Here is a 12,691-nt window from a genome sequence, read left to right as displayed (position 1 = left end):
TTCACTGCGCCCGGGGGCGCCCCGGGGGGGGCCCCCCGCTCCACCCAAGGAGAATGACTATGAAGAAGATCATTGATTTTTTTGACAAGACTCCCGTGACCAAGCTGCTTTCCAGCCTTCTGATCATGGCCATGGCTGTGATTATGACGATGAACGTTATCTTGCGGTATTGTTTCCACTTTTCTTTCAACTGGGGCGACGAGATCCTGCGCTATATGTGCGTCTACATGGCGTTTCTGGGTACTGCCGCCGCGTTCCACACCCCCGGCGTCCACGTTGCGGTGACACTGTTCGTGGAAAAACTTCTGCCGGAAAAGTTCCGGAAATACGCCCGCTTGTTCTCCGATATTCTGACCATTGCGTTCCTGATTGTTCTGACCTATTTCGGCTTCATCCTGTGCGGCCGGATCATGAGCAGCGGCCAGAAGTCCGCGGCCCTGCGGGTTCCCATGTGGCTGATTTACGGTATCGTGCCTGTCAGCGCCATTCTGTCCATCGTGCAGATGCTGCTGCAGATCTTCAAGCACAAGACCTATACCAAGGAACGCGAGTGATGTCCTGCTTGCGCACATGAAACGCTACGAGGTGAAATTATGATAGCAGCATTGTTTATTGGACTGGTCGCGTGTATCGTGATCGGCACCCCCATTGCAGTCAGTATCGGCATTGCGTCGGTGGTCTCCATGCTTCAGGGCGGACAGAGCGCCCAGCTCTTCCTGGTGGCCCAGCGCATGGTCACCGCGCTGGACTCCACGGTCCTTCTGGGCATCCCCCCGTTCGTGCTGGCCGGCGCCATCATGGGCAAGGGCGGCATCTCCAAGCAGATCATCAACCTCTGCTATGAGCTGCTGGGCTGGATTCCCGGCTCCCTGGGCGTGGTGGCTACCGTGGCCTGCATGTTCTTCGCCGCCATTTCCGGTTCCGCCCCCGCCACGGTGGCGGCCATCGGCGGCATTATGATCCCCTCCATGATTGACGACGGCTATCCCGCCGGCTACTCCGCGGCCCTGCTGGCCTCCGCCGGCATCATCGGCTGCATTATCCCCCCCAGCATCCCCTTCGTGAACTACGGCCTGATCACCGGCGAGTCCGTCAGTGAGCTGTTCGCCGGCGGTGCCGTTCCCGGCATCCTGATGGGCGTGGCCCTGTGCATCTACAACGTGTTCATGGCCAAGCGCCATGGCTGGGGCAGCCGCACCAAGGGCGTGAACCTGGGCCGCTGCTGGAAGGCCTTCCGCGAGGCGTTCTGGGCCATTCTGATGCCCGTCATCATTCTGGGCGGCATCTACGGCGGTCTGTTCACTCCCACCGAGGCTGCCGCCGTGGCCTGCGTGTATGGCTTCATCGCCGCCTTCTTCATCTATCGCGGCGTCAAGCTCACCGACATGCTGGACATCGGCTTCGACGCCGTCAAGACCTCCGCCATGATCCTGTTCATCTGCGCCACCGCCAACGCCTTCAGCTTCATCGTCACCAAGCAGCAGGTGCCCGCCAAGCTTGCCAGCTTCGTGATGGGCATCACCGACAACTGGGTGGTTGTGCTGCTGCTGATCAACGTGATCCTGCTGATCAACGGCTGCTTCATGGAGACTACCGCCTCCACCTACATCTACACCCCGATTCTGTATCCCCTGATTGTGGCCTTCGGCTATGACCCGGTGCAGTTCGGCGTGGTCATGGTCATGAACCTGACCATGGGCCTCATTACGCCGCCTCTGGGCATCAACCTGTTTGTTTCCACCGGTATTGATAAGCGAATCAAGCTGGCAGATCAGATCAAGGCAGTCTGGCCAATGTTCTTCGTATTGGTGGCAGTGCTGCTGCTGGTCACCTATTGCCCGCCAGTGTCCATGACATTGGTGAATCTGGTCCGCGGGTAACCACCAAACCATCGCGCCCCGTCTCTCTGCCCGGCCGGGCGGAGAGACCGGGGTGTCCCGGAACGCTCACATTAATATAAAGGAGTTGAATTTTCCCCATGAAGGATTTTAGCTTTACCATTCCGCAGGATGTGGTTTTCGGAAAGGGAAGCCTGAAGCGGCTGCCTGAGATGCTGGCCAAGGCCAACTGCAAGAACGTGTTCCTGGTGTCTGACCCCGGCCTGAAGAACGTGGGCCTGGTGGATAAGGTGACCAAGATCATCACCGACGCCGGCCTGGGCTGCACGGAGTTCCTGGACCTCCAGCCCAACCCCACCGTGAAGAACTGCCATGACGCCACCGACGCCTACAAGGCCAGCGGCGCCGAGAGCATCATCGCCCTGGGCGGCGGCGGCCCCATGGACGTGGCCAAGGCGGTAGCCCTGCTGGTCACCTACGGCGGCACCGTGATCGACTATGTGGGTCTGGAGAAGGTCCCCGGCCCGGTGGTTCCCATGATCGCCATCCCCACCACCGCCGGTACCGGCAGTGAGGTGACCGCCTCCTCCGTCATCACCGATTCCGAGACCAACTTCAAGATGTCCGTCATCAGCCACTACCTGATCCCCGGCTACGCCCTGCTGGATCCGGAGCTGATCATGACCCTGCCTGCCGGCATCGCCGCCGCCTGCGGCGTGGACGCCTTTGTCCATGCGCTGGAGGCCTACCTCTCCAAGATGGGCAACCCCTTCACCGACGCCATGGCCGAGAAGGCGATGGAGCTGATCGGCGGCAACCTGCGCCAGTTCGTGGCCTCCCGGGACAACGAGGAAGCCGCCTGCAACATGATGGTGGGCTCCACCCTGGCCGGCGTGGCCTTCGCCTCCGCTCTGCTGGGCAACGTCCATGCCATGAGCCACCCCGTCAGCGGCTTCTTCGGCGTGCCTCACGGCGTGGCCAACGCGGTGCTGCTGCCCAACATTGTGGAGTACAACGCCCTGGCGGACAACGGCCGCTACCGCAAGATCTACAACTACATCACCAACGGCAAGAAGGCGGACGACAGCTTCCGTCCCGAGATGCTGGTGGACGAGCTGCGCAAGCTGAATGCCGACCTGGGCATCCCCGCCACGCTGTCCGAAGTGGGCGTCACCGAGGACAAGATTCCCGCCATGGTGGTGGACGCCATGAAGAGCGGCAACATCCTCCGCAATCCCCGCCAGAGCACCAGCAAGGATATTGAACGCCTGTACCGCAAGACCCTGTGAGGGTCTGCGGCGGCAGGCACGCGGTTCAACCGCAGAATAAATCAGATTACCTGATGATTAAAGGAGTAATGAGTTATGACCGACGCTGAAAAAGCATATCTGGATACCCTGGTAGCCAACGCCCGGGCGGCCCAGGCCGAGTTCGAGACCTATCCCCAGGAGAAAGTGGACGCCGCCTGCCGCGCGGTGTGCAAGGCCGTGTATGACAACGCCGAGATGCTGGCCCACATGGCTGTGGACGAGACCCGCATGGGCCGCTATGACAGCAAGATCGCCAAGTGCCGCAACAAGTCCAAGACCGTGTGGCTGGGCATGAAGGGCAAGAAGAGCCGCGGCATTATTGAGTGGGATGAAGAGACCCAGATCGCCAAGGTGGCCAAGCCCATCGGCGTCATCGGCTCCGTGGCTCCCACCACCAACCCCGTCATCACCCTGATGCACAACTCCGCCTGCGCCATGAAGGCCGGCAACGCCCTGATCATCTGCCCCCATCCCCGTGCCAAGGGCGTGGGCGTCAAGACCGTGGAGCTGATGAACGCCGCGCTGGATGAGCTGGGTATGCCCAAGAACCTGATCCAGATCATCCCCGAGCCCTCCATGGGCCTGTCCGCCGGATTGATGAGCGCCGTGGATCTGTGCATCTGCACCGGCGGCCCTGGCATGGTGAAGGCCGCCTACTCCAGCGGCCGTCCCGCCATCGGTGTGGGCCAGGGCAACGTGCAGGTCATGGTGGACCGTGACGTGGACCTGAAGGAAGTCGTGGAGATGGTCATCACCGGCCGTACCTTCGACAACGGCGTGCTGTGCACCTGCGAGCAGAACATGATCGTGCCCCGTGAGAAGCGGGCCGAGGTCATTGAGTACGCCAAGGAGGCCGGCGCCTTCGTCATCGATGACGAGGCGGACGCCGAGGCCCTGCGGGAGGCCATGTTCCCCGGCGGCGTGCTGAACAAGAACGTGGTGGGCGCTTCCCCCGCCGCCATCGGCAAGATGGCCGGTCTGGACGTGCCCGAGGACGCCCGTGTGCTGCTGTGCCGCACCAAGGGCATCGCCTATGACGATGTGCTGGCCAAGGAGAAGCTGTGCCCCGTTCTGGCCCTGTTTGAGTATGACAAGTGGGAGGATGCCGTGGAGATTGCCCGGGCCAACCTGAACATGGAGGGTGCCGGCCACAGCTGCGTCATCCACTCCAACACCAAGGAGCACATCGAGTACGTTCCCACCCGGGTGAACGTGTCCCGCTACGGTGTCAACCAGGTGGGCGGCACCGCTCTGGGCGGCGCCATGGACAACGGCCTGAATCCCACCACCACCCTGGGCTGCGGCACCTGGGGCGGCAACAGCATCAGCGAGAACATCTACTATCACAACCTGATGAACGTGTCCCGCATCTCCTACCGCATCAAGGGCAAGAAGCTGCCCACCGACGAGGAGATCTGGGCCTGATCCACTGCTTTTTCTGAGTCTTTCCTCTTACCTCTTATGAATCACCCCAGCACGGCGTGCCGGACCGGAATGACCGGTCCGGCATTGCCATTTCGGGAGAAATGCGGTATTGTGAATGTGTAAAGAAGGAGGGAGCCTATGCGTTTGAAAGAACCCGTTGCCGTTGGCGGACTGCGGCTGGACAACCGCCTGGTCCTGCCGCCCATGGCCACGAAAAAATCCACGCCGGAGGGCCTGGTGACAGAGGACCTGAAGGAATACTACCGCCAGCGGGCCGAGGGCGGCTGCCTGGGGCTGGTGATCACGGAGCACAGCTTCGTCACTCAGCAGGGCAAAGCCAGCCCCCAGCAGATGTCCATGGCGGATGACCGGGCAGTGCCGGGCCTGAGAGAGCTGACGGACCTGCTCCACGAAAACGGCTGCAGGGTCTTTGCCCAGATCAGCCACGCCGGCGGCATGGCCCAGCCGGAGTGCACCGGCATGGAGGCGGTAGCCGCCAGCGCGGTCCAGAATCCCGGCGCGCCGGTTCAGGGGATCATCCCCCGGCCGCTGACTGTGCCGGAGATCCAGGATGTGGTGGAGCGGTTTGTGGAGGCGGCCTGCCGGGTCAAAGCGGCGGGCTTCGACGGGGTGGAGGTTCACTCCGCCCACGCATATCTGCTCAATGAGTTCTATTCCCCCCTCACCAACCGCCGCACGGACGAATACGGCGGCAGCCTGGAAAACCGGCTGCGGATTCACCGGGAGATCATCCGGGGTATCCGGGAGCGGCTGGGGGAGGACTATCCCATTGCCGTCCGCCTGGGAGGCTGCGACTATATGGCCGGCGGCAACACGCCGGAAGATGCGGCTGCGGCCTGCCGGATTCTGGAGGCGGAGGGCGTGGCGCTGCTGGACATTTCCGGCGGTATGTGCCGTTATATCCGCAAGGACTGCACGGATGCCGGCTACTTCGCGGATACCTCCGCGGCGGTGAAGCGGTCCGTGAAAACGCCGGTGCTGCTGACCGGCGGCATCACTGCGGCGGCGCAGGCGGAGGAGCTGCTGCAGCGGGGCGCCGCGGACCTGATTGGCGTGGGCCGGGCGCTGCTGCAGAACGCCGCCTGGGCCAGAGAGGCCATGAATATCTGAATCGCCCAAGGGCAGCGAAAAGCCGCCGTGCGCATAGCGCACGGCGGTTGAAACTTTCGAAAAAGCGGCTAAGCCACTTTTTCGAGGAAGGCTGCGGCTCGCTGCGCGCAATCGCTGTCCGCTTTCATCGGACAGCTCGCACACTTGCGGGTCGAGAAGTGTTTTTTCCAACGTACACGCCGCCGGAAAAAACAGATTTCATTTTTTCGCACCTGCGGGTGCGAACTCTGCGAGGCTTTTTGATAAGGTAAGCCGCCGTGCGCTATGCGCACGGCGGCGTTTGAGGACTTTCGGGGATTGGCGGGGTGTCAGCAGGTGGCGCCGCCCACCAGATGCAGCTTGGCATCCAGAATCTCCTGCTTGCGGGCCAGGATGTCATCGGAGAGGATCTCCTTCTCCACGTACTCAAAGCCCAGACGGTCGATGGTGTCGGCAAAGCGCTCACCGGTCTTGCCCTGCTCGCGGAAGAAGAGGATGGCCTTCTCCACGGTGTTCAGCAGCTCTTCCTCAGTGGTGAAGATCTTGCTCAGGGGACGGCCGTGGGCAACCTTCTTGCCCCAGCGGCCGCCGATGTAAACGCGGAAGCCGGGCTTGCTCTCTTCAATCACGTCGAAGGGGCACTTGCCCACGCAGCGGCCGCAGTTGTTGCACTTGTCCTCGTGGAAGGCGATGACGCCGTCCTCCAGGGTCAGACCGCCCATGGGGCAGTTCTCCACCACCTGGCACTTCTTGCAGCTGTTGCACATGTCCTCGTCCACCACGGGAACCAGCTGGCCCACGATGCCCAGATCGTTCAGGTCGGGCTTCACGCAGTTGTTGGGGCAGCCGCCGGTGGCGATCTTGAACTTGTGGGGCAGCTTCACGGTATGGTAGCCCAGATAGAACCGCTCGTGAATCTTCTCGCTGAGGTCGAAGGCGTCATACAGGCCGTACTGGCAGGTGGTGGCCTTGCAGGACACCACGGGACGGACCAGAGAGCCGGTGCCGCCGGTGATGAGGCCGGCAGTGCCGATGAACTCCTGGAAGGCGGGGATGTCGTTGAAGTGGACGCCACGGACCTCCACGGTCAAACGGGTGGTGAACTCCACCTCGCCGTTGCCGAACTTCTCGGCGGCCTGGGCGATGACCTCCGCCTGCTTGGCGGTGATCTTGCCGTTGACGGTGATGATGCGGGCGTTGAAGCAGTCGGTGCCCTTGTTGTTCAGGAAGCCCTGTGCCTTGACTCTTTTGATCTCATCCGCGCTGATGGTGCATGCCATAGTGATCTCTCCTTTTCGATTTCTCTTTTGAGGGGGTTAATTTTCCAGAATGCCGGGGTTGAACATGTGGCCGCCCTCCAGCACCCGGGTGTTCTTGTAGCCGTAGAATTTCAGGCGGTTCTGGGCCAGATAGGTCCGCTTGCCGGTGTTGCACACCAGCAGCAGCTTCTCCTCCGGATCGAAGCCGTCCACCACGCCGTTGATTTTGGTGATGTCCAGATAGGGGGCGGAGGTAACGGTGGGCTGGATGGAGCAGTCCACCACCCGGTAGCCCTCGGCGGCGCCGGCGGCGTACTCGGCGGGGGTGAAGGTCTCCAGCTCGCCGGACAGCTTGTTCAGCAGGGCGTTCACCGCCACGGCGAAGGGATGGATGGCGGTGGAGAAGGGAGGCGTGTAGGCGAAGTCGCAGTTCTGCAGGTCCTCCAGCTTCGCGCCCAGGGAGATGGCGGTGACGGCGATGTCGGCCATCTTGTCCACCGCGCCCTTGCCCACGGTCTGCAGGCCCAGCAGCTGGTGGGTGTTCTTGTCGCAGATCAGCTTGATGAAGATCTTGCCGGAGCCGGGATAGTAGTGGGCCTTGTCATCGGCGCCGGCCACGATGCTCTCCACCTCATAGCCCGCCTCCCGGGCTGCCTTCTCGGTAAGACCCACCCGGGCCATGTTGGTGCCGGGCAGCTTGGCGATGCCGGTGCCCAGCACGCCGGGATAGGGCACCACGTGCTCGTCGCCGGCGATGTGCATGGCCGCCAGGCGGCCGCAGATGTTGGCGGTGGAGCCCATGGCGGACCACTGCCGCTTGCCGGTGGTGCGGTTGGTCACCAGGGCGCAGTCGCCGGCGGCGTAGATGTCCGGATCGTTGGTGCGCAGGTACTCATCCACCACCAGCGTGCCCTTGAACATCTCCAGACCGGTGTCCGCCAGCCACTCCGTGTTGGGCCGGAAGCCCATGGCCAGCACCACGGCGTCAGCCTTCATGGGCCGCTTGCTGGTGAGCACCTTCTCCACCTTGCCGTTGCTGCCGGTGAGTCCCTCCAGGGCCACGCCGGTGAAGGGCATGACGCCCTGGTCGGCCATGGCGTTTTCCAGATACTCGGAGAACTCGCTGTCCAGCATTTCAGAGAGGATGTGGGGGGCAAAGTCGATGACAGAGGTCCGGACGCCCCGGTCTGTCAGGTTTTCGGCCACTTCCAGGCCGATGAGGCCGCCGCCCACCACCACGGCCCGCTTCACCTCGCCGGCGTCCACCAGCTTCCGCAGGCCGTCGGCGTCGTCGGGGGTGCGCATGACGAACACGTTCTCCAGGTCCAGGCCCTCCACAGGGGGGAGGAAGGGATGGGCGCCGGTGGAGATCACCAGCTTGTCATAGCTTTCGGTGAATTCCTCGCCGGTGGCCAGGACCTTCGCAGTGACGGTTTTGGCCGCCCGGTCCAGCGCGGTGACCTGCACGCCGGTCTGCACGTCGGCGCCGGTGAGAGCCATGAACTTCTCCGGGGTGTTGACCACCAGCTCGTCCCGGGTCTCGATGACATTGCCCACGTAGTAGGGCAGGCCGCAGCCGGCGTAGGAGATGTCCGCTCCCATGGTCAGGATGCGGACCTCGGCGTCCCGGTGCTCACGCTTGAGCTTGGCGGCTACCTTGGTGCCGGCCGCCACGCCGCCCACAATCAATACTTTCATTTGCAGGATCCTTTCTGTTATTTCGGTAGACCTTTGCAGTTCGACTCTATTTTACAACAAAGCAGCGTGTTGCGCAAGAGAATCACGGGGGAAACGCCCCCAAAGAGCAAATCTCTGGGGGCGTCTGCACTGGACGTTATTTGACCAGGCCGGCGAACTGCTTGTTCTTCTGCTCGTGATAGGTGTTCCAGGCCTCGGTTTTCCGGGCCTGCTCCAGAATGGCGGCTTCCTCTTCGCTGAGGGAGAGGTCGCCGGATACGAGCTGTGCGGCGTTGGTCAGGTTTTTGACCTTGTTGGTGCCGTAGACAATCAGATCCGCGCCGTTGTTCTGGTAGCACCACTTCAGGGCGGCGTTGGCCAGAACGGATACGTCGGTAAGCCCCATTTCCGGTGCGATGGCCCGGAACAGCTGCCCCTTCATGTAGGCCTCCCGGGTCACAATGCCCATGCCCGTTTCCCGGGCGGCGGGGATGGCCTTGTCCAGGGCGTGATGGTCGGCGAAGTTGTAGTTGACATACATGACGTCAAACACACCGGAGTGAATGAGACGGAGGTATGTCTCCTCGCCGGAGAAGGTGTCTGCGCAGGCAAAGCGGATCAGACCCTCCTGCTTCAGCCGGCGGACGTTGTCCGCCAGCTTGTCCATGTACTCGGGATCGTGATGGAAAGCGGTCTGCAGCGGGGCCAGGTTCAGGAAGTCCAGGCACTCCATCCGCAGCATTTTGTTGATGCGCACAACCTCTTCCTTCAGGGTTTCATACTGCGCCATCTTGGCGTTGAAGGGGTCGTAGTCATACAGCATGCCCTCGGGGCGGGTCTGCACGTAAATCTCGAAGGGGAGGGTCACGTCCTTCATCAGCTCGGCAAAGGCGAACTTCTCAGAGTCCTGGGTCAGGTCAAAGTAGTTGATGCCCAGCTCCAGGGCTGCCAGCAGAACCTGCTTCCGGTTCTCGTTGACGAATCCGTCAAAGATGTAGCCGGGAGTGGCTGCCAGCTGGCGGTCCTCGTTGAAGCCCCGGGATTTGCCGTTGGCCATATACTCATGGCCCCCCAGGGCCAGGACGGAGGCTTTTACCCCCGTCCGGCCCAGTTCACGGTAGATCATAGGCGCTCCTTACTTGCTGAACAGGTCGACCAGCTCCTGGCCAAACTTGGCGGCGAAATCATCCCACACGGGAGCCACGGCGGCCTGGAAGTCAGCGGCGTTGACCTCGCTGATGGTGGCGCCGTTGTCCTTCAGGGTGGTCAGGGCGTTCTGCTCGGCAACCACCATCTGCTCACGCTCGAAGGCGATCATCTTCTCGGTGGCGGCCTCAATGGCGGCCTGATAATCGGCGGGCATGGACTCCCACTTGGCCTTGTTCATGACGAACATGTTGGCGGTGAAGGTGTGGTTGGTCAGGGAGATGTAGGGAGCCACCTCGTAGAAGCGCTGGGCAGCGATCTGCGCCAGACCGGACTCACCGGCGTCCACAACGCCCTGCTGAATGGAGACGTACAGATCGCCCCAGGGCAGGAAGGAGGGGATGGCGCCCAGAGAGTTCATCATGCCGAAGTAAACCTCGGAGTCCTGCACGCGGACGGCCAGACCCTGGAAGTCAGCGGGAGTCTCCAGAGGACGCTTGGAGTTGAACATGCAGCGGTAGCCGCCGTCCAGGTAGCCCAGCAGGTGGACGTTGTTGTCCTCCAGACCGGCACCCAGGCGGGCGCCGGCGTCGCCGTCCAGTCTGGCGTAGGCGTCATCACGGGTGGGGAACAGGAAGGGCAGGTCCAGGACGTTGATCTCATCGTTGAACACGGAGAACTGGGCGGAACTGGAGATGTTCAGCTCCACGGCGCCCATGGACACGGACTGGATGATCTCCTTGGAGTCGCCCAGCTGGTTGTTGGGATAGATATCCACGGTGACGTTGCCGTTGGTCAGGGCTTCCACTTCCTGCTTGAACACCTCAGAGGCCTTGTGGAACACGTGGGTGTCAGGGTTGGGATGGGCCAGCTTCAGGGTGAACTTTTCCGTGGAGCCGGTGGGGGCGGCGGGAGCGGAGGAAGCGGCGGAAGAGGCAGCGCTGGCAGCAGGGGCCGCGGGAGCGGAGGAACCGGAAGAGGAGCCGGAGCCGCAGGCCACCAGGGACAGGGACATTGCAACAACGAGGATGCTTGCGAAAACTTTCTTCATCATTTCAGTGTTCTCCTTCACATAATCTTTTCGTGGTTATGGAACGCTCAGACAGAAACAATGCCGGGAAGTGCGGTGATAATCGCGGGACAGAAGATAAACAGGACGCACAGCAGGGTATACAGGATGATAAAGGGAATGACCGCTTTGATGACCGCCTCGATTTTCAGCTTGGAAATGCCGGAAATCACAAACAGGTCTGTGCCCACCGGGGGAGTGATCAGGCCGATGCCCAGGGAGAAGACCGTGAACACGCCGAAGAACACCAGGTCGATGTTCAGCGCGCGCACCACCGGCAGCAGGATGGGAACCACCAGCACGATGGCGGGGGAGGTTCCGATGAAGCAGCCGATGATCAGGTACAGCACCAGGATCAGCAGCAGGATCACGTGGGAGTTGTTGGAGATGGACATCATGAACGTGGTCATGGCCTGGGGAATCTGCAGCACGGTCAGCAGCCAGCCCAGCAGGCCGGAGGTGGCCATGATCAGCAGGATCGTGGCAGTGTCATACACGGCGTCCACCACGGCGTGCTTGAAGGACTTCCAGGAGATTTCCCGGTAGATGAAGGACACGAACAGGCCGTACAGCACGGAGATGGCGGAGGCCTCGGTGGCCGTGCAGATGCCGCCGTAGATGCTGCCCAGAATCACCAGGGGGAAGGTCAGGGCCCAGAAGGCGTCCTTGAAGGTGGCCCACAGGCTGATCTTCTCCACATCGTCCTTGGAGGTCTTGTAGTGCTTCTTCTTGGCGAAGAAGTAGGCGTAGATCATAATGACCAGGCCGCCCAGAATGCCGGGAACCACGCCGCCGGTGAACATCTTGGTGACGGAGACCTCCGCCACCTGGGCGTAGACGATCATGGCGATGCTGGGGGGGATGATCATGCCCAGGATGCCGCCGGTGGCGATCACCGCCGCGGAGAAGGCGCGGTCATAGCCGTGGGCCTCCATCTCGGGGATCATGGCCTTGCCGATGGAGGCGCAGGTGGCGGCGGAGGAGCCGGACAGGGCCGCGAAGAACATGCAGGCCAGGGTGGCCGCGTGGGCCAGGCCGCCGGCGATTTTGCCGACGATGGCGTAGAAGAAGTCCACCAGCCGCTTGGCGATGCCGCCCACCACCATGATGTTGCCGGACAGTACGAAAAAGGGGATTGCCAGCAGCGACTGTTTTGCAATGGCCGCGTATGTACTGGAGGCGATGAGGGTCATGGGAATGCCGTTGATGCCGTTCATGGACAGCAGAGTGGCCACGGCGGAGAGGAGCAGGGAGTAAGCAATGGGCACCTTCAGGAACATCAGCACGAAGAAGGTGATGATCAGAATGAGGGCAGGATTCACTTCGTCTCCTCCTTTCCGGCGGGAAGCTTTTTCACCAGGGCGCCCACGGCCAGCAGAGTCATGAGAATGCCGCCCACGGGCAGCGCCGCGGTGGGCCAGCCCAGAGAAATCACCAAGCCGCTGGACTTGCTGCCCACGTTCTGCAGGAAGAAGCTGTAGCCGGTTTTGGTGATCAGAACGGAAGAAACCAGTACCGCCAGAATGGCGAAGTAGTCCACCACCACCTGCAGGGGCTTGGGGAACTGCGCCGCGATGAGGGTGACAGCGGTGTGCTTTCCCTTGTAAACCGCGGCGGCGGAGCCCAGCAGGACGATCCAGACGAACAGAAACAGGGACAGATCCTGGGTCCACATGCTGGATTTTTTCAGAATATAGCGGCTGACGACCTGCCAGCAGGTACTGAGGGACATGGCCAGGAACATGATGCCGGCCACCCACTCAATGCCCTTGACAATCAGATCGCAGAGTTTGAGATAAGCTCTCATGGCAGTCTCCTATTCAGCGTTTGGCTTCCGCAGCGCGGAAACTCTGAAGG

General features: G+C 61.8%; 11 protein-coding genes. 5 read left to right on the top strand and 6 right to left on the bottom strand.

Annotated elements, in window-relative coordinates; all coding sequences use genetic code 11:
* Positions 1-59: 59 nt before the first annotated feature.
* From SOX55_RS08910 to SOX55_RS08890, 5 genes are all read left to right on the top strand, one after another.
* Positions 60-554, top strand: coding sequence for a TRAP transporter small permease (locus tag SOX55_RS08910; protein ID WP_325287090.1), 495 nt, complete (start codon positions 60-62; stop codon positions 552-554).
* Positions 555-593: 39 nt separating this feature from the next.
* The gene (locus tag SOX55_RS08905; protein ID WP_325287089.1) at positions 594-1,880 is read left to right on the top strand and encodes a TRAP transporter large permease; all 1,287 of its coding nucleotides are present in this window, start codon (positions 594-596) and stop codon (positions 1,878-1,880) included.
* Between the two features lie 98 nt (positions 1,881-1,978).
* A complete protein-coding gene (locus SOX55_RS08900; RefSeq protein ID WP_325287088.1) occupies positions 1,979-3,127 on the top strand; it encodes an iron-containing alcohol dehydrogenase in 1,149 nt (382 codons plus the stop codon).
* Positions 3,128-3,202: 75 nt separating this feature from the next.
* Positions 3,203-4,573, top strand: a complete 1,371-nt coding sequence (locus SOX55_RS08895; protein ID WP_325287087.1) for an aldehyde dehydrogenase family protein — start codon at positions 3,203-3,205, stop codon at positions 4,571-4,573.
* A 138-nt stretch (positions 4,574-4,711) separates the two neighbouring features.
* On the top strand, positions 4,712-5,704 hold the full coding sequence (locus SOX55_RS08890; RefSeq protein WP_325287086.1) for an NADH:flavin oxidoreductase: 993 nt from the start codon (positions 4,712-4,714) through the stop codon (positions 5,702-5,704).
* A gap of 308 nt (positions 5,705-6,012) precedes the next feature.
* Here SOX55_RS08890 and SOX55_RS08885 read toward each other — a convergent pair whose 3' ends face one another.
* From SOX55_RS08885 to SOX55_RS08860, 6 genes are all read right to left on the bottom strand, one after another.
* Positions 6,013-6,963 (bottom strand): 4Fe-4S binding protein, encoded by a 951-nt coding sequence (locus tag SOX55_RS08885; protein WP_325287085.1) that lies wholly within the window; start codon positions 6,961-6,963, stop codon positions 6,013-6,015.
* Between the two features lie 36 nt (positions 6,964-6,999).
* On the bottom strand, positions 7,000-8,640 hold the full coding sequence (locus SOX55_RS08880; protein WP_325287084.1) for an FAD-dependent oxidoreductase: 1,641 nt from the start codon (positions 8,638-8,640) through the stop codon (positions 7,000-7,002).
* Positions 8,641-8,776: 136 nt separating this feature from the next.
* Entirely contained in the window at positions 8,777-9,745 is a 969-nt protein-coding gene (locus SOX55_RS08875) for an aldo/keto reductase (protein WP_325287083.1), read from the bottom strand.
* Positions 9,746-9,754: 9 nt separating this feature from the next.
* The gene (locus tag SOX55_RS08870; RefSeq protein ID WP_325287082.1) at positions 9,755-10,819 is read right to left on the bottom strand and encodes a TRAP transporter substrate-binding protein; all 1,065 of its coding nucleotides are present in this window, start codon (positions 10,817-10,819) and stop codon (positions 9,755-9,757) included.
* 44 nt (positions 10,820-10,863) lie between these two features.
* Positions 10,864-12,156, bottom strand: a complete 1,293-nt coding sequence (locus SOX55_RS08865) for a TRAP transporter large permease (RefSeq protein ID WP_325287081.1) — start codon at positions 12,154-12,156, stop codon at positions 10,864-10,866.
* Complete coding sequence (locus SOX55_RS08860; protein WP_325287080.1) at positions 12,153-12,641, bottom strand: TRAP transporter small permease; 489 nt, start codon at positions 12,639-12,641, stop codon at positions 12,153-12,155. The genes SOX55_RS08865 and SOX55_RS08860 overlap by 4 nt, the downstream gene beginning before the upstream one ends.
* Positions 12,642-12,691 lie beyond the last annotated feature (50 nt).

It is taken from the genome of Dysosmobacter sp. (genome assembly GCF_034093755.1).
Lineage (GTDB): Bacteria > Bacillota > Clostridia > Oscillospirales > Oscillospiraceae > Oscillibacter.
Note: the sequence above shows the minus strand (reverse complement) of the source record. Positions and strands in the feature narration are given on the sequence as shown.

Coding starts and splice junctions, on each gene's coding strand:
- SOX55_RS08910 (WP_325287090.1), top strand. CDS start 60: ATGAAGAAGATCATTGATTTTTTTGACAAGACTCCCGTGACCAAGCTG.
- SOX55_RS08905 (WP_325287089.1), top strand. CDS start 594: ATGATAGCAGCATTGTTTATTGGACTGGTCGCGTGTATCGTGATCGGC.
- SOX55_RS08900 (WP_325287088.1), top strand. CDS start 1,979: ATGAAGGATTTTAGCTTTACCATTCCGCAGGATGTGGTTTTCGGAAAG.
- SOX55_RS08895 (WP_325287087.1), top strand. CDS start 3,203: ATGACCGACGCTGAAAAAGCATATCTGGATACCCTGGTAGCCAACGCC.
- SOX55_RS08890 (WP_325287086.1), top strand. CDS start 4,712: ATGCGTTTGAAAGAACCCGTTGCCGTTGGCGGACTGCGGCTGGACAAC.
- SOX55_RS08885 (WP_325287085.1), bottom strand. CDS start 6,963: ATGGCATGCACCATCAGCGCGGATGAGATCAAAAGAGTCAAGGCACAG.
- SOX55_RS08880 (WP_325287084.1), bottom strand. CDS start 8,640: ATGAAAGTATTGATTGTGGGCGGCGTGGCGGCCGGCACCAAGGTAGCC.
- SOX55_RS08875 (WP_325287083.1), bottom strand. CDS start 9,745: ATGATCTACCGTGAACTGGGCCGGACGGGGGTAAAAGCCTCCGTCCTG.
- SOX55_RS08870 (WP_325287082.1), bottom strand. CDS start 10,819: ATGATGAAGAAAGTTTTCGCAAGCATCCTCGTTGTTGCAATGTCCCTG.
- SOX55_RS08860 (WP_325287080.1), bottom strand. CDS start 12,641: ATGAGAGCTTATCTCAAACTCTGCGATCTGATTGTCAAGGGCATTGAG.